The organism is Cupriavidus sp. FW306-01-F10A (assembly GCF_058782785.1).
This window is the reverse complement of the sequence record NZ_JBYSYA010000020.1, coordinates 11,588-27,530: the sequence shown is the minus strand read 5'-3', so window position 1 is coordinate 27,530 and position 15,943 is coordinate 11,588. Positions and strand designations below refer to the sequence as shown.

General features: G+C 67.5%; 13 protein-coding genes. 7 read left to right on the top strand and 6 right to left on the bottom strand.

Annotated features, from left to right (window positions below; genetic code table 11):
• Positions 1–44: 44 nt before the first annotated feature.
• Positions 45–941 (bottom strand): LysR family transcriptional regulator, encoded by an 897-nt coding sequence (locus AC3WLF_RS23935; RefSeq protein ID WP_492358921.1) that lies wholly within the window; start codon positions 939–941, stop codon positions 45–47.
• Positions 942–1,083: 142 nt separating this feature from the next.
• Here AC3WLF_RS23935 and AC3WLF_RS23930 point away from each other — a divergent pair, with 142 nt between their 5' ends.
• From AC3WLF_RS23930 to AC3WLF_RS23920, 3 genes are read left to right on the top strand one after another with little or no spacing between them, the layout of a single operon-like run.
• Entirely contained in the window at positions 1,084–2,079 is a 996-nt protein-coding gene (locus AC3WLF_RS23930; protein WP_492358920.1) for a hydroxyacid dehydrogenase, read from the top strand.
• A 44-nt stretch (positions 2,080–2,123) separates the two neighbouring features.
• Positions 2,124–2,828, top strand: a complete 705-nt coding sequence (locus AC3WLF_RS23925) for an RraA family protein (protein ID WP_492318667.1) — start codon at positions 2,124–2,126, stop codon at positions 2,826–2,828.
• Between the two features lie 51 nt (positions 2,829–2,879).
• A complete protein-coding gene (locus AC3WLF_RS23920) occupies positions 2,880–3,854 on the top strand; it encodes a Bug family tripartite tricarboxylate transporter substrate binding protein (RefSeq protein WP_492318668.1) in 975 nt (324 codons plus the stop codon).
• Between the two features lie 52 nt (positions 3,855–3,906).
• Here the strand turns inward: AC3WLF_RS23920 and AC3WLF_RS23915 are convergent, their stop codons facing one another.
• The 4 genes from AC3WLF_RS23915 to AC3WLF_RS23900 all read right to left on the bottom strand — a co-directional run bounded on the left by AC3WLF_RS23915 (position 3,907) and on the right by AC3WLF_RS23900 (position 9,539).
• Positions 3,907–5,496, bottom strand: a complete 1,590-nt coding sequence (locus AC3WLF_RS23915; RefSeq protein ID WP_492318669.1) for a gamma-glutamyltransferase family protein — start codon at positions 5,494–5,496, stop codon at positions 3,907–3,909.
• A 65-nt stretch (positions 5,497–5,561) separates the two neighbouring features.
• Positions 5,562–6,539 (bottom strand): Bug family tripartite tricarboxylate transporter substrate binding protein, encoded by a 978-nt coding sequence (locus tag AC3WLF_RS23910; protein ID WP_316154148.1) that lies wholly within the window; start codon positions 6,537–6,539, stop codon positions 5,562–5,564.
• Positions 6,540–6,812: 273 nt separating this feature from the next.
• Positions 6,813–8,264 carry an NAD-dependent succinate-semialdehyde dehydrogenase gene (locus AC3WLF_RS23905; RefSeq protein ID WP_492318670.1) on the bottom strand — a complete coding sequence of 484 codons (1,452 nt, stop codon included), beginning with the start codon at positions 8,262–8,264 and terminating at the stop codon, positions 6,813–6,815.
• Positions 8,265–8,273: 9 nt separating this feature from the next.
• Complete coding sequence (locus AC3WLF_RS23900) at positions 8,274–9,539, bottom strand: 4-aminobutyrate--2-oxoglutarate transaminase (protein WP_492318671.1); 1,266 nt, start codon at positions 9,537–9,539, stop codon at positions 8,274–8,276.
• A gap of 140 nt (positions 9,540–9,679) precedes the next feature.
• On the opposite strand from AC3WLF_RS23900, the gene pdxR reads away from it, so the two are divergent.
• The 4 genes from pdxR (at position 9,680) to AC3WLF_RS23880 (ending at position 14,027) form a co-directional block, all read left to right on the top strand.
• Positions 9,680–11,194 carry a MocR-like pyridoxine biosynthesis transcription factor PdxR gene (gene pdxR / locus AC3WLF_RS23895; RefSeq protein ID WP_492358919.1) on the top strand — a complete coding sequence of 505 codons (1,515 nt, stop codon included), beginning with the start codon at positions 9,680–9,682 and terminating at the stop codon, positions 11,192–11,194.
• Positions 11,195–11,259: 65 nt separating this feature from the next.
• On the top strand, positions 11,260–12,444 hold the full coding sequence (locus tag AC3WLF_RS23890) for an amidohydrolase family protein (protein ID WP_492318673.1): 1,185 nt from the start codon (positions 11,260–11,262) through the stop codon (positions 12,442–12,444).
• 136 nt (positions 12,445–12,580) lie between these two features.
• Positions 12,581–12,922, top strand: coding sequence for a hypothetical protein (locus tag AC3WLF_RS23885; protein WP_492318674.1), 342 nt, complete (start codon positions 12,581–12,583; stop codon positions 12,920–12,922).
• A gap of 64 nt (positions 12,923–12,986) precedes the next feature.
• Complete coding sequence (locus AC3WLF_RS23880; protein ID WP_492358918.1) at positions 12,987–14,027, top strand: ribonuclease Z; 1,041 nt, start codon at positions 12,987–12,989, stop codon at positions 14,025–14,027.
• On the opposite strand, the gene AC3WLF_RS23875 is transcribed toward AC3WLF_RS23880, so the two are convergent.
• Entirely contained in the window at positions 14,024–15,925 is a 1,902-nt protein-coding gene (locus tag AC3WLF_RS23875) for a potassium transporter Kup (protein ID WP_492358917.1), read from the bottom strand. The two genes, AC3WLF_RS23880 and AC3WLF_RS23875, sit on opposite strands and share 4 nt — an antisense overlap.
• Positions 15,926–15,943: the final 18 nt, after the last annotated feature.

Here is a 15,943-nt window from a genome sequence, read left to right as displayed (position 1 = left end):
CCCCGCGCTCCACGCAGGCGCCGTGGGCGCGCTAGCCGCACGCCTCAGTGGAGTTGGTCGAAGAGCGTCTTGCCAAAATCATGCAGCAGGCGGATCAGCCGGTCTGCCACGGGCGAAAGCGGCTGGTCCTTGCGAAACGTGATGCCGAAGTTCCGCACAAGCGTGGCAGCGGGCAAGGGCACTTCCACCAGCTCGCCACCACTGGCGCGCAGGGTGCGGCGCGAGACAAAGGTCAGCAGCTCGGTATCGGCGACCACACGGGGAATCAGCGGGATCGAGTTGGTCTCGATCTGCACCACGGGCCGCGGCAGGCTGCGCGACTCCAGCGTGTGGTCGAGCCAGGTCCGGCTGGGGACGGCGCGATTGGGCAGGGCCCAACGATATCCGGTCAGCGCTTCCAGCCCCGGCTTGCGCACCCGGAAGATCGGATGCCCCCTGACTGCCGCTACGACCACGGTGTCTTTCAGCAGCGTCTCGCAGTGAAACTCGTCTTCCTGTTCCGGCACGAAGCCGAGAATCACGTCCACGCGCCCTTCCCGAAGATCGCCGCGTAGCTCGTAGTTGTTGCGAATACTCAGTTGCAGCACCACGTTGGGGGCTTCGCGCAGCAGCATTCTGCAGATCGGCGGCAACAGGTATTCCGCGCCCAGCGGTCCGCTGCCCAGTCTCACCGTACCCGCAACGCCCCGGGCAATGGCCCCGACTTCATCACGCACCAGCTCCGCCTCCTGCAACAGGCCGGCGGCCCGGGCGCGCAGCGCGGTCCCTGCCGCGCTCAGCTTCTGTCCCCTGCCGTCACGTTCGAACAGTGCCGCGCCCAGCGAGGCTTCGAGCCGGTCCACCGCCTTGGTCAGGGTTGGCTGGCTACGGTGCACCAGCTCGGCCGCACGCCGGAAGTTGCCGGCATTCGCCACGGCAAGAAAGTACTTGAGGTCACGCAAATCCATACCGGCACTCCGCATCGGGTGGTCGGGAAGTCGGGGCACGACTGATTACTTATATTTATCGAATAAGGAAAATTATAAGCTGGACGGAATCTGACTGGCGGTACAAGAATGGCCCCATACCAAACCGATCGCAGCCATGCCCTACACCGTCCTTGTTACCGCGCCCCGCCTTGCCGATGCCGGCGTCCGCCTGCTGGAAGCCGCCAACGCCAGGTTGCACTGCCTGGCCAACCCCAATGACTCGCAGGAGCTGCATCACCTGCTCGGCACACTGCCGGTAGACGCGGTGATCTCGCGCACCGTGGATCTGACCGGTGCCGCCATCGACGCCTGCCCCACGCTGAAGGTGATCTCCAAGCATGGCGTGGGCGTCAGCAACATCGATGTCGGCGCGGCCACCAAGCGTGGCATTCCCGTCTACGTGACGCCCGGCGCCAATGCCCAGTCGGTGGCGGAACTCACGCTTGGCCTGATGTTCGCCGCCGCCAGGCGTGTGACGTGGATGGATAGCGAGTTGCGCGCGGGCCGGTGGTCGCGCGCGCAGGATGGGGTGGAACTGCATGGGCGCACCATCGGCCTGGTCGGATTCGGGCAGGTCGCGCAACGCGTGGCGCGCGTCTGCCTGGCACTGGGCATGCAGGTCGCGGCCTTTGATCCCGCCCTGGCCGGCACTGCAGTGCCGGCCGCCGGCGTCACCCGTTTCGACACGCTGGAAGCATTGCTTGCCGTGAGCGATGTGGTCAGCCTGCACGCTCCCCTGAACCCGCACACGCGCGCGATGATCGGCCCCACCCAGCTTGCATGCATGCGGCATGGCGCCATCCTGATCAACACGGCCCGTGGCGAGCTCGTCGACGAAGCGGCCCTTGTTGCCGCCTTGCGCGGCGGGCAGCTCCATGCCGCGGGCCTCGACACCATGGCCGTCGAGCCGCTGCCGGCAGGCAGCCCGCTGCTCACGCTCGACAACGTCGTGCTGACGCCGCATGTCGGCGGCTCTACGCCGACGGCGCTGGCGGCCATGGCCAGCGATGCCGTGCGCAATGTGCTCGGCTACCTGCAAGGGACGCCGCCGGCGCCGGCCTGGTGCGTGAATCCCGGCGTGCTTGCCGGGCTGGGCCAGCGCATCGCATAGCGGCTGGCTGCCACCCTTCCCACCCGGTTTTCCAGGAGATACCCATGCACACCGAGCAAGCCACGGCCCTGTCATGGCCGGCGGGATACCGCATCAACCCCTGCGCCGACGGCTTTCCGGCCCCGCTGATCGCGGCATTCCGCGAGCTGCCGGTGCCGGCCGTCGGGGACGCCATGAGCCGCCAGATCGGCACGATCGGCCTGCGTCCCTACCATCGGCGGCCGGAGGCAGTGCTGTGCGGCCCGGCCGTTACCGTGCGCGTGCGGCCCGGCGACAACCTGATGATCCACAAGGCCCTGATGATGGTCCGCCCCGGCGACGTGCTCGTCATCGACGGCGCAGGCGATGTCACCCAGGCGCTGGTGGGCGGACTGATGCGCACCACCTGCGTGGCAAAACGGCTTGCCGGCCTGGTGATCGACGGCGCGATCCGCGACGTGCTGGAATGGGCCGAAGACGGCATGCCCGTCTTCGCGCGCGGCAATACCCATCGCGGCCCGACCAAGGACGGTCCCGGGGAGATCAACGTGCCGATCACCTGCGCGGGCATGGCGGTGATGCCGGGAGACCTGATCGTGGGCGATGCGGATGGCGTGATCGCGGTGCCGGCAGCGCAGGCCGCAGAGATCCTCGCGCGCACGCGCGCCCACCTGGAGAAGGAAACGAAGATCCGCGCCGGCAATGCCACGGGAACGTCGGATCCGGAGCGCTTCGATGCCACGCTGCGGGCCAAGGGGCTGCCGGTCTGACGGGCCTTCGCCTTACGTCATGGCCTCACAACAAAGATTACGGAGACAACGATGCAACGACGTCAGTTTATCCAGGCCGGCGCAGCGATGACGCTGGCCGCCTCCGGCTTCGTCCGGGCGCAAGGTCCCTGGCCGCAGAAGCCTGTCCGGCTGGTGGTGCCCTTCCCGCCCGGGGGCGGCACCGATGCCACCTCGCGGCTGATCGCCGAGAAGCTGGCAACGCTCGAGCGCTGGACCGTGGTGATCGACAACAAGCCCGGCGCCGGCGGCAACATCGGCCTGGACATGGTGGCCAAGGCCGCGCCGGACGGCTACACCATCGGCATGGGCCAGGCCGCCAATCTCGCCATCAACCCCGGGCTCTACCCGAAGATGCCGTTCGATCCGCTGAAGGACTTCACGCCCATTGCCGGCGTCGCGGCGCAGCCGGTGGTGCTGGTCGTGCGGCAGGACTCCCCGCTGCGCACGCTCGCCGACTTCATCCAGGCAGCAAAAGCGCGCAGCGGCGAGACCGGCATTGCCCAGCCGGGCAACGGCACGGTCGCACACCTTGCGGGAGAGATGCTGGCGCGGCGGGCCGGCGTGCGCCTGATGCAAGTGCCTTACAAGGGAGCGGGCCCGGCCATGAACGACCTGCTTGGCGGCCAGGTGGCTGCCTGCTTCGGCAACACGGTGTCGGTCATGCCGCAGCTTGCTGCAGGCAAGATCCGCGCACTGGCGGTGACCTCGGCGCAGCGCCTGTCCGCGCTGCCAGCCGTTCCCACCGTCGCGGAACAGGGCTTCGCGGGCTTCGAGGTAACGACCTGGCTCGGCCTGGTCGCGCCGGCGGGCCTGCCGGCCGAGGTGACAGCAAAGCTCGCGGCAGCAACCCTCCAGGTCATGAGCCGGCCGGATGTCCAGCAACGGCTGAAGCAGGAAGGCAGCATCGCAACCCCGACGCCGCCCGCCGCATTCGCCGCGCATATCCGTGCGGAGCACGCCAGATGGGGTGCGCTGATTCGCGAGGCACAGATCAAGCTGAGCTGACCAGGCCATCGACGCCGACGCGGCCGGGTTGCCCCGCAACGCCCGCGCCCGCCTAAAACCCCACTGCCTGCCCGTCGCGCCGCGAGTCCGAGGCCGCGATATAGCCGTCCGGCGCCTTGTAGATGAGCTGCGCCGAGCCGAACTCCAGGCTGTCGCGCGGCGCCACCTCGACGCGATGGCCCATGCCGCGCAGCGTGGCGACCACGTCCGGCGGCAGGTGCGCCTCGACATTCACCACCGGCCCGTGCTCCACGCGGAAGCGCGGGGCATCGCTCATGGCCTGCGGATTCTGGCCGAAGGCAGCGAGCCGCGCCATCATCTGCACATGGCCCTGTGCCTGCATCGAGCCGCCCATCACGCCGAATGACATCACCGGCTCGCCATTGCGGGTGACGAAGCCCGGGATGATGGTGTGCATCGGCTGCTTGCCCGGCGCCACGCAGTTGGCGTGGCCGGGCTTGAGGTTGAAGCCCGCGCCGCGGTTATGCAGCGCGATGCCGGTGCCGGGCACCACCACGCCAGAGCCGAAGCCGCGGTAGTTGGACTGGATATACGACACCATCGAACCCGCCGCATCCGCGCTGGACAGGTAGACGGTGCCGCCGCTCTTCGGGACGCCAGCGGTGGGTGTGCCGGCGCGTTTCATGTCGATCAGCGCCGCGCGCTCGGCAAGATAGGCCGGATCCAGGAAGGCGGCGGGCGCGTGCTGCATGGTGGCCGGGTCCGACACGTGGCGGTGCAGGTCGGCGAAGGCTAGCTTCATCGCCTCGATGCTGACGTGGTAGAAGCCGGCGCTGTCGCAGCCCATGCTTTCCACGTCGAAGCGGTCCAGGATGCCAAGGCCGATCAGCGCGGCGATGCCCTGGCCGTTCGGGGGAATTTCATGGAGCGTGTAGCCGCGGAACTGCTGCGCCATCGGCTGGACCCAGGCGGCGCGATGCGCGGCCAGGTCGTCGGCGCGGATGGCGCCTCCGGTTTCCTCGGCGAACGCGACGATGCGCGCGGCGAGTTCACCCGTGTAGAAGCTCTCGCCATCGCTCTCGGCGATGCGCTGCAGCGTGGCGGCCTGCTCCGGGAAGCGCCAGCGCTCGCCTGCCTGCGGTGCCCTGCCATCGCGCAGGAACGCCTTGGCAAAGCCAGGCTGGCCGGCCAGCACCGGCACCTGCGCGGCCCATTGCCGTGCGATCTGCGGCGACACCAGGAAACCCTGCTCGGCGTACTCGATGGCCGGCGCGAACAGCCGCGCGAACGGCAGCTTGCCGAAGCGGGCCGACAGCGCCTTCCAGCCCGCGACCTGGCCCGGCACGGTCACCGTATCCCAGCCCACCTGGGGCATGCTGTCGTGGCCGGCGAAATGATCCAGGGTCCAGCGCGCCGGCGCCCGGCCGCTGGAGTTGAGCCCGTACAGTTGCCCCTCGTGCCAGACCAGCGCGAACATGTCCCCGCCAATGCCGTTCATGACCGGCTCCACCACGGTCAGCGCAATCGCACTGGCAATGGCGCTGTCGATGGCATTGCCGCCTTCGTACAGCATGCGCAGCCCCGCCTGCGCGGCGAGCGGCTGGCTGGTGCTGACCGCGTTGGCGGCCAGCAGCGGCATTTTTTGCGACGGGTAGGGAAAGGTCCAGTCGAAAGGCAACATCGAGAACTCCACTCAGAACAGATGAAAGGGCGCGCGGGCGGCGCCCCAGGGTTGCTGCACGCGGCTTATTGCAAAGTCACGCCGGACTGCTTGACCAGCTTTTCGGTACGCGGGATCTCCGCGCTGACCATCGCGCTGAAATCGCCGACGCTGCCGCCGCGCGGCTCGGCACCGGTGGCAGCCAGGCGTTCACGGAACTCCGGCGCTTTGAGCAGCTTGTTGATCGAGACATTGAGCTTGCTGACCACGTCGGCCGGCGTGCCCTTGGGCGCGACAATGCCATACCAGGGCGCGATATCGAAACCGGCATAACCCTGCTCGGCAATCGTCGGAATCTCCGGCGCGTTGGGCGAGCGCTTGCCGGTGGACATGCCGAGCGCGCGCAGCTTGCCTGCCTTCACATACGGCAGGCCGGTCATGATGGTGTCGAAATACATCGACACCTGGCCGGACAGCAGCGCCGGGATCGCTTCGCCGGCGCCCTTGTACGGCACATGGACGATATCGATGCCGGCCGCGGCCTTCAGCATCTCCCCGGCGATATGCGAAGTGGTGCCGGCACCGAAGGAGGCATAGGTCAGCTTGCCCGGATTGGCCTTGGCATACGCGACCATTTCGGGCAACGTCTTGAACGGCAGCGACGGGTTGGACAACAGGATATTCGGCGTGACCGCGACCACCGCCACCTTCTCGAACGCATCCGGGTCATAGCTGAGCTTCTTGTACAGGAACCGGTTGGTCACCATCGACGCCGGCCCGGACATCAGCAGCGTATAGCCATCGGCCGGCGCGCGTGCGGCCACTTCGCTGCCGATCATCGCGGCGGCGCCCGGCCGGTTTTCAACCACGAAGGTCTGGCCGTATTCCTTGCCGAGCCCGATGCCGATCTGCCGCGAGATCAGGTCGGTGGCCGAGCCGGCCTGGAATGGCACGACAATACGCACCGGCTGGCTGGGCCAGTCGCGGGCGCCTTGCGCAAGTGCCAGTGAAGAGGCCGCCAGCATGGTAACTGCAAGCAGGCTGCGGATAGCAGTGGAACGCATCTTTGTACCCTCATCGATAGAAGAAATGGCATCCGCTGACAGCAACGGATGGCACTTCCCAGTCCGCAATATGCGTGCCATTGGCGTTGGGCTGATCCCGGCGCGCGTCCTGTCCGCCCCCTTCCGTTTCCTGGAAGTTTGCGCAGGTCATGCACCGGAGACGCCCACCTGGCGCCGGCATTTGCCGGACTGTCTTGTCTCCGTGGGGCCAGCGCACTGCGTGGGTGCGCCGTGCCCCGCCCTGGTGGTGGGGTGTTCCTCACCCCATTGTTGTTATTCGACTTCCATGCAGAGGTACTTCGTCTCCAGATACTCGTCGATGCCATGACGTGAGCCTTCGCGGCCCAGCCCCGATTGCTTGACGCCGCCGAACGGCGCCACCTCGTTGGAGATCAGCCCGGTATTGATGCCGACCATGCCGTACTCGAGCGCCTGCGCCACGCGCCAGATCTTCGCCATGTCGCGCGAGAAGAAGTAAGCGGCCAGCCCGGATTCGGTATCGTTGGCCATCGCCACCACTTCTGCTTCGCTGGTGAAGCGGAACAGCGGTGCCAGCGGGCCGAAGGTCTCCTCGCGCGCGACCCGCATCGACGCAGTCGCATTGGCCAGCACCGTCGGCGCGAAGAAGGTGCCGCCGAGCGCATGGCGCTGGCCGCCCGTCAGCACCGTGGCGCCGTGCGCGAGCGCATCGGCGATATGCGCTTCGACCTTGGCCACCGCATCGGCGTCGATAAGCGGGCCTTGCGTGACCCCGCTGTCGACGCCATGGCCCGGCCGCAACTGTTCGACCGCGCTGACCAGCCGGCGCGCGACCTCGTCGTAGACGCGGTCGTGCACATAGATGCGGTTGGCGCAGACACAGGTCTGGCCGCTGTTGCGGAACTTGGAGGCAAGGATGCCCTCGACCGCGCGATCCAGGTCGGCGTCGTCGAAGATGATCAGCGGCGCGTTGCCGCCCAGTTCCAGCGAGAGCTTCTTCACGGTGCCGGCGCACTGCGCCATCAGCAGCTTGCCGATCGCGGTCGAGCCGGTAAAGCTGAGCTTGCGCACCACCGGGCTGGCGCACAGCACGCCGCCGATCTGCACGGCGTCGCCGGTCACCACCTGCAGCACGCCACGCGGCACGCCGGCCTGTTCGCCCAGCACGGCCAGCGCCAGCGCCGTGAGCGGCGTCTGTTCGGCCGGCTTGACGATGATGGTGCAGCCGGCGGCGAGCGCCGGGCCGACCTTGCGCGTGATCATCGCCGCGGGGAAGTTCCACGGCGTAATGGCCGCGCACACGCCCACCGGCTCGCGCAGCACCAGCATCTTCTGGCTGCTGCGCGGGCTGGCCAGCACCTCGCCATCGACCCGCTTGGCTTCCTCGCCAAACCACTCGAGGAAGCTCGCGGCATAGGCCACCTCGCCACGCGCCTCGGCCAGCGGCTTGCCTTGCTCGGCGGTCATCAGCCGGGCCAGGTCTTCCTGGTGCGCCAGCATCAGGTCGGCCCAGCGGCGCAGCACGGCGGCACGCGCCTTGCCCGTCTGCGCGCGCCATGCCGGCAGCGCGCGCTCGGCGGCGCGCACCGCCTGTTCGGCTTCAGCCGCGCCGGCCAGGGGCACCGAGCCGATCCGTTCCTGAGTCGCCGGGTTGAAGACGGCGAGTTCTGCGCCGCTTTGCGCTCCGGTCCATTCGCCGTCGATCAGGCAATGGCTGCGCAACAGCGCGGTATGTTGGCGTTCCATGTGTTCCCCTTATTCGGCCAGCGCCTGGGCCAGCACCGCCAGCGCCGCGTCGAACTGCGCCTGCGGGATGGTGAGCGGATAGAGGAAGCGGATGACGTTGCCATAGGTGCCGCAGGTCAGCAGCACCAGGCCGGCTTCCAGCGCACGCGTCTGTACGCGCTTGGCATGCTCGGCACTTGGCTGGCCCGTGGCGGGATCGCAGAATTCGGCGGCAACCATCGAACCCAGCCCACGCACCTCGGCCATTGCGGGGCAGTGCTTGCGCTGCGCCAACAGGTGCTCGCGCAACTGCTGGCCCAGGCTGGCGGAGCGCTCGCACAGTTCTTCTTCCTCGATGACATCGATGACCGCGTGCGCCGCCGCCACCGCCAGCGGATTGCCGGCATAGGTGCCACCGAGGCCGCCGGGCAGCGGCGCATCCATGATCGCGGCCCGGCCACTGACCGCCGACAGCGGCATGCCGCCAGCCAGGCTCTTGGCCATGGTAATCAGGTCCGGCTCCACGTCATGGTGCGACATCGCGAACATCTTGCCGGTACGGCCAAAGCCGGTCTGCACTTCATCGGCAATCAGCACGATGCCGTGCTGGTCGCACACCGCCCGCAAGCCCCGCATGAAATCGGCCGGCGCCGCCTGGAAGCCGCCCTCGCCTTGCACCGGCTCAACGATGATCGCGGCCACGCGGCCCGGATCGATATCGGTCTTGAACAGGCCTTCAAGCGCCTGCAGCGCCCGCTCAGTGCTGACGCCATGCAGCGCGCTGGGGAACGGGGCGTGGTAGATGTCGGAGGGGAACGGGCCAAAGCCGATCTTGTACGGCGCCACCTTGCCGGTCAGCGCCATGCCCAGCAGCGTGCGTCCATGGAAGGCGCCCGAGAAAGCGATCACGCCGGGGCGGCCGGTATGCGCACGGGCGATCTTGATGGCATTCTCCACGGCCTCTGCGCCGGTGGTGAACAGGGCCGTCTTGTTCAGGCCCTGGATCGGCACCAGCGCGTTGATGCGCTCGGCCAGCGCGACATAGCCCTGGTAGGGCACGATCTGGTAGGCGGTATGCGTGAAACGCTCCAGCTGCGCGGCGATGGCCTGCATCACGCGCGGGTGGCGGTGGCCCGTGTTGAGCACGGCGATGCCGGCGGCGAAGTCCGTGTAGGCACGGCCTTCCACGTCCCACAGCGTGGCGTTCTCGGCGCGGTCGGCGTAGAAATCGCACATCACGCCCACGCCGCGCGGCGTCGCGAGGGTACGGCGTTGGTTCAGTTCGAGGTTTTTCATGGTCTTTGTGCGGTGAGGACTGTCGGCACCGGCCGACTCGCGAAACGGGCACCGCTGGCAGGGGCCCAGCGATGCCAGCCATTTCAACCGGCCTTGGCCCTATAATCCAGTACCGCTTTTGCAATTCCGATGGTGCCAATTTGAAATCGATCTGCGGCGACCAGCTGCTCCAGCGCCTGGGCCCCGAAGGCACGGCGGCACTGGGCAAACCGCTCAACCGGGGCCTCTACGAATGCATCCGCGGCGCGATACAGGACGGCAGCCTTGCGCCGGCCACGCGCCTGCCGCCGCAACGCGACCTGGCCGCCGAGCTGGGGTTGTCGCGCAACACGGTGATGTTTGCCTACGACCAGCTGCTGGCCGAGGGCTACCTGTACGCGCGCACCGGCAGCGGCACCTTCGTTGCCGCCACCGCGCCGGAGCGCTACCTGAACGCCGCCGCCGTGCCGGCGACCGAGGTCGGGCCGCAGGCCATGCCCGGGCTGTCGCCGCGCGGACAGCGGCTGCTGGCCAATGCCTCGGCCTCGCCCACGCAATGGGGCGCCTTCATGCCGGGCGTTCCCGACGTCACGCGCTTCCCGCATCGCCGTTATGCCCAGATCTCGGCCCGCCTGTGGCGCAACCCGCACCCGGAGTGGCTGAGCTACAGCCATGGCGGCGGGCTGCCGGCGCTGCGCGAAGCCCTGGCGGCGCACCTGCGCGTGGCGCGGTCGGTGCGCTGCGATCCGGACCAGGTGCTGATCACCGAGGGCATACACCAGGCCATCGACCTGGTGGTGAGGATGCTGGGCTCGCCCGGCGACCAGGCGTGGGTGGAGGAACCCAGCTATTGGGGCATCCGCGGCGTGCTGCAGGTCAGCGATATCGGCATGGTGCCGAAGCTGGTGGACGACGAGGGCCTGACGCTGCCCGACACCGAAGCCGGCAGGGACATGCCCGCGCCGCGCTTTATCTTCGTCACGCCCTCGCACCAGTACCCGCTTGGCGCCGTGATGAGCCTGAAGCGCCGGCGCGCGCTGCTGGAGTACGCTCGCCAGCGCGGCAGCTGGATCGTGGAGGACGACTACGACAGCGAGTTCCGTTTTTCCGGACAGCCGGTCCCGTCGTTGCAGGGCATGGAACCGGATGCGCCGGTGATCTATATCGGCACCTTCAGCAAGACCCTCTATCCGGGCTTGCGCATGGGCTACCTGGTGCTGCCGCGCAGCCTGGCCGGCGCCTTCCAGACCGCGCACGCCGAGCTATACCGGGCCGGCCACCTGATGACGCAGGCAACCGTCGCCGAATTCATGCAGGCGGGCGACTATGCCGCCCACATCCGCCGCATGCGGCCGCTGTATGCCAGGCGGCGCGCCATCCTGGCCGCGTTGCTCGAGCGCTACCTCGGCCCCGGCGCGCTGCACGAGCACGGCAGCAATGCCGGCCTGCACCTGGTGCTGCGCCTGCCCGACGATGCCGACGACGTGGCCATCACCGCCGCCGCCCGCGAGCGCGGCATCATGGTGCGGCCGCTGTCGCGCTATTTCATCGGCGCTGCCGTGCAGCGAGGCCTGCTGCTGGGGTATGCCTGCGTGCCGGAGGAGGACATCGCGCCGGCCTTCGACAGGCTGCTCGGCTGCCTGCCGCGCGGCGGCATGCGCGCCCCGCAGCGTTGAACCGTGCCGAGAGACAAGCCCCGCCGTCCTGAAGGCGACTTCATCCTGAAATAACGGAAGATGCAATGAATCAACTATTGGTCCGCAATGTCCGGCTCGCAGCCGGGAACCAGGTCGATATCCTGATCGCAGACGGTCAGTTCGCGAGCATCGGCGCCGGGCTTGACACGCCGGCCGGATGCCAGGTCGAGGACGGCGCCGGCGCGCTGGCGCTTCCCGGCCTGGTCGAGGCGCACACCCACCTGGACAAGACCCTGTGGGGCATGCCCTGGTATCGCAATGAGGTCGGTCCCAACCTGACCGACCGCATCGACAACGAGCGCCGCTGGCGCGCCGCCACCGGCCACGATGCCCGCGCGCAATCGCTGGTGCTGGCGCGCGCCTTCCTCGCGGCGGGCACCACGCGGCTGCGCACCCACGTCGACATCGACACCGACGCGGGGCTGCGCCACCTGCAAGGCGTACTGGCCACGCGCGACCAGCTGTCCGCGCAGATGGACATGCAGATCGTCGCGTTCCCGCAGTCGGGCGTGCTGGGGCGCCCCGGCACGGAAGCCCTGCTGGATGCGGCGCTGCGCGATGGCGCCGACATCCTCGGCGGGCTGGACCCGTGCGCCATCGAAGGCGACCCGGTGCGCGCGCTGGATGTCCTGTTCGGCCTCGCGCAGCGCCATGGCCGCCCGCTCGACATCCATCTGCACGAGCCCGGCACCATGGGCGCCTATTCCCTCGACCTGATCCTGCAGCGAACGGCCGCGCTGGGCATGCGCGGCATGGTCACGGTCAGCCACGCCTTCTGCCTGGGCGATATTGCCGAACGCGAGCGCGACGCGCTGCTGCGACGCATCGCCGACCTTGGGGTTGTCATCGTCACCACCGCGCCGCCGTCGCGCCCGGTGCCGCCGGTCGCCGCGTGCCGCGCGGCCGGTGTCAGGATTGCCGGCGGCAACGACGGCATCCGCGATACCTGGACCCCATACGGCTCGCCCGACATGCTGGAGCGGGCCATGCTGATCGGCCTGCGCAACAACTTCCGCCGCGACGACGAACTCGCGCTTGCGCTCGATTGCGTGACGCACGCGGCCGCCGGCGCATGCGGCTTCCAGCGCTATGGCCTGGCGCCGGGCGACCGGGCCGACCTGGTGCTGGTCGCCGCGCAAACGGTGGCCGAGGCGGTCGTGGCAAGGCCGGTGCGGCAACTGGTGGTGTCGGCCGGCCGGGTCGTGGCACGCAACGGCGCGCTGGCATGAACGCATCCGTCAAATAAACTAGCTGCAGGGCGGCGTTGAAATCGTGCTCTTGCGTCGCGCGGCAGTCGCCTGCAAAGCACATTGCGCGCCGGGGCCAGGTGACAAGCGGCCCGCAACCGCACGGAGGTGGCCTTCAATGAAGCCTCGTCACGATCCACAGCAATGGCGCCGCTTCTATATCCTGGATGAGAAGAACCGGCCAGTGCAGGTAACCGACCACGACGAATGGTCGCGCTGGATGGCGGACAACGACCTGGTATTCCGCCGCACCCTGCTGGAGCAGTCCGGCGGCATGGTGACGACCCGCTTCCGGGGCGTGTCCGAGGCCGCACCGACGGACACCCCCTTGTTCATCACCCGTGTGACCGGGCTGGCCGAGCAGGACAATGAAAGCTATGGCGCGCAGACGCTTGACGCGGCGCTGGAAGAGCATGAGCGGATCGTGCAGAAGCTGCTGCGCCAGCTGACCGGGCGGTGACAGGCAGCCCGGACCAGCATGCGCCTTTGCCTGGGCCCTGGTGCCGGTCGCACCGCGAGTGAACATGCGTCACCTGCTGGAAGCCCGCCTCGTCAACGATGCCTTTGGCGATCCTGGGCTGTTCGTAAACTTCCTGGACGAACGGCGCGCGCTGCTGTTCGACCTGGGCGACATCGCCCGGCTGATGCCGCGCGAGCTGATGCGCCTGTCGCATGTGTTTGTCACGCATGCGCACATGGATCATTTCTCTGGCTTCGACAAGCTGCTGCGGGTGCTGCTCGGGCGCAAGCCGCGCATCGTGCTGGTCGGCGGGCCGGGGTTCCTGGCACAGGTCGAGCACAAGCTGCTCGCCTATACCTGGAACGTGGTGCATCGCTACGCCATCGAACTGGTCATCGAAGTGGCCGAACTTGGACTGGACGGGCAGATGCGGCGCGCCTGCTTTTCCAGCCGGCACGGCTTTGCCAGGGAGGCCGAGGCGTGTGTCGAGAGGGCCGGCGATATCGTCCACGACGAAGCGACGTTCCGGGTGCGCGCCTGCTTTGTCGACCACGGGATTCCATGCCTGGCCTACCTGGTGGAGGAAAAGGCCCGGCTCGGCGTCAACAAGGAACGCCTGGCTGCATCGGGCCTGACCACCGGCGCCTGGCTGCGCGAACTCAAGCATGCGGTCCTGACCGGCGCGGCCGGCGATACCCCGATTCTTGTGCAGTGGCGGGACAGGAGCGGCGACCATGCGTCGGCGCGAACGGTCGGCGAGCTGAGCCGGCTGATCCTGGCTACCGAGCCCGGCCGGCGCATCGGCTACGTGACCGACCTGCGCTATACGAGCGCGAACGTGCAAGCATTGTCGCAACTGATGCAAGGCGTCGACCAGCTCTTCATCGAGAGCGTGTTCCTGGATGTCGACCGGGCACACGGCCTGCGCAAGAACCACCTGACCGCTGCCCAGGCCGGATTGATTGCGCGCAGCATAGGTGCGCGCGCGGTGACGCCGTTCCATTTTTCGCCACGCTATCAAGGGCGCGCCGATGAACTGGCCGCCGAGGTACGGGACGCCTGGGCCACGGAGTCCTTTGCAGAACAGGTACCGCCGGCGGTCTAGATCTTGATCTGCGTGCCAATCTCGATCACGCGATTTGCCGGTATGTTGAAGTAATCAGCAGCATTGCCGGCGTTCCTGCTCATCGTGGCAAACAGACGTTCACGCCATGACGCCATGCCACTGGGACCGCCGGCTGCAGCGACGATGGCGTCGCGACTCAGGAAGAACGAGGTGTCCATGATGTCAAACTCCAGGCCAGCCGCCGGAGGCAGCGCGCCGAGCGCCTGCGCGACATCGGGCCGGTTCATGAAGCCGAAGCGCAGCGTTATCCGGTAGCAGGCGTGTCCGAGCGCTTCAACGGCTGCGCACTCGGTCGCCGGCACCGATGGTACATCCTTCATCTTCACGGTAAGAAACACAACGCGCTCGTGTAGCACCCTGTTATGGTTGAGGTTATGCATCAACGCGTGTGGCACCACATCCGGTGTCGGGGTGAGGAACACCGCCGTGCCGGGCACACGCGGCGGTGGTGCGAGAAACAGCGAATCCAGGAACGACTTGAGGGGCACGTCGGTACTTTGGAGCCGCTCCAACAGGGCTTGCCGGCCGCGAACCCATGTCAGCATCACGACGAATATCCCGGCCCCGACAACGAGCGGGAACCAGCCCCCTTCGGCAACTTTCAACAGGCTGGAGGAAACGAAAGCCATATCCACCGCAATAAAGAAGCCGGTTGCGACAAGGCTTAGCAGCAGGTTGTAGCGCCAACCGTAGTGGATCACAAAGAAGGTGAGAAGCGTCGTCACCAACATCGTGCCGGTGACCGCGACCCCATACGCCGAAGCGAGATTGGACGAAGATCCGAAGCCGAGCACGGCAACCAGAACCGCAACAAGCAACATCCCGTTGAGAGTCGGTATGTAGATCTGACCGATCGCTCGCTCCGATGTGTGCACCACGTTCATGCGTGGCAGATAGCCCAGCTGGATTCCCTGTTTCGTCAGCGAGTAGGCACCCGAAATCGTCGCCTGCGACGCGATCACTGTTGCCGCTGTCGCGAGTGCAACCATCGGATAAAGGGCCCACGACGGAAACAGCAGGTAGAAGGGGTTCTCGATTGCTTTTGCATTCACAATGATCAGCGCGCCCTGCCCCAGGTAATTGAGCGCAAGCGCCGGGAATACCAGCCCGAACCAGGCCAGGCGAATCGGGGCACTGCCGAAGTGCCCCATATCGGCGTAGAGCGCTTCGGCACCGGTGAATGCGAGCAGCACCGCCCCAAGCACCGCGAACGAGGCGAACCCGTGCTGCGTCACGAAACCGAGCGCGTGCAGCGGGCTGAGCGCGCCCAGGATTGCGGGATACCGGGCGATGCCGTGGATGCCCGCGGCGGCCAGGGCGAGAAACCACACGATCGTGACAGGCCCGAACAGCGCGCCGATGGCGGCGGTGCCATGCCGCTGGAACAGGAACAGCGCGATCAACACACCCACCGATGCCGGCAAGACATAAGGCTGCAGCGCGGTAGTGCCCACCTCGATGCCTTCGAGCGCCGAGAGCACCGACATGGCAGGTGTCAGCACCGCATCGCCATAGAAGAGCGCCGCGCCGAACAGGCCCACCAGCAGGATCGGCGTCGGCGAGCGGCCGACCTTTTTCACTGACGACAGGGCGAGCGCGAGCAGTGCCATGATGCCGCCTTCGCCCCTGTTGTTTGCCCGCATGATGAGGATCACGTACTTGAGCGAAACCACCACCATCAGCGCCCAGAGGATCGCGGAGATGCCGCCAAGTATGTTCTCGGTTACGAGCGGAATCCCGTGGGCTGGATTGAAGGTTTCCTTGACCGCATAAAGGGGGCTCGTGCCGATATCGCCGTAGACCACGCCCAACGCAGCAAGCGTGAGCGCTGCGCGGGATTGCTGCGGGTGCGACGCGGCTGGCGTTTCACCGTTCATGGCATGGGAATCCACCGC

Excerpts from the sequence above, each read along its gene's own strand:
- AC3WLF_RS23925 (WP_492318667.1), top strand. The coding sequence starts at position 2,124 with ATGCACACCGAGCAAGCCACGGCCCTGTCATGGCCGGCGGGATACCGC.
- AC3WLF_RS23880 (WP_492358918.1), top strand. The coding sequence starts at position 12,987 with ATGCGTCACCTGCTGGAAGCCCGCCTCGTCAACGATGCCTTTGGCGAT.
- AC3WLF_RS23875 (WP_492358917.1), bottom strand. The coding sequence starts at position 15,925 with ATGAACGGTGAAACGCCAGCCGCGTCGCACCCGCAGCAATCCCGCGCA.
- AC3WLF_RS23905 (WP_492318670.1), bottom strand. The coding sequence starts at position 8,264 with ATGGAACGCCAACATACCGCGCTGTTGCGCAGCCATTGCCTGATCGAC.
- AC3WLF_RS23915 (WP_492318669.1), bottom strand. The coding sequence starts at position 5,496 with ATGTTGCCTTTCGACTGGACCTTTCCCTACCCGTCGCAAAAAATGCCG.
- AC3WLF_RS23930 (WP_492358920.1), top strand. The coding sequence starts at position 1,084 with ATGCCCTACACCGTCCTTGTTACCGCGCCCCGCCTTGCCGATGCCGGC.
- AC3WLF_RS23920 (WP_492318668.1), top strand. The coding sequence starts at position 2,880 with ATGCAACGACGTCAGTTTATCCAGGCCGGCGCAGCGATGACGCTGGCC.
- AC3WLF_RS23885 (WP_492318674.1), top strand. The coding sequence starts at position 12,581 with ATGAAGCCTCGTCACGATCCACAGCAATGGCGCCGCTTCTATATCCTG.
- AC3WLF_RS23910 (WP_316154148.1), bottom strand. The coding sequence starts at position 6,539 with ATGCGTTCCACTGCTATCCGCAGCCTGCTTGCAGTTACCATGCTGGCG.
- AC3WLF_RS23900 (WP_492318671.1), bottom strand. The coding sequence starts at position 9,539 with ATGAAAAACCTCGAACTGAACCAACGCCGTACCCTCGCGACGCCGCGC.
- AC3WLF_RS23890 (WP_492318673.1), top strand. The coding sequence starts at position 11,260 with ATGAATCAACTATTGGTCCGCAATGTCCGGCTCGCAGCCGGGAACCAG.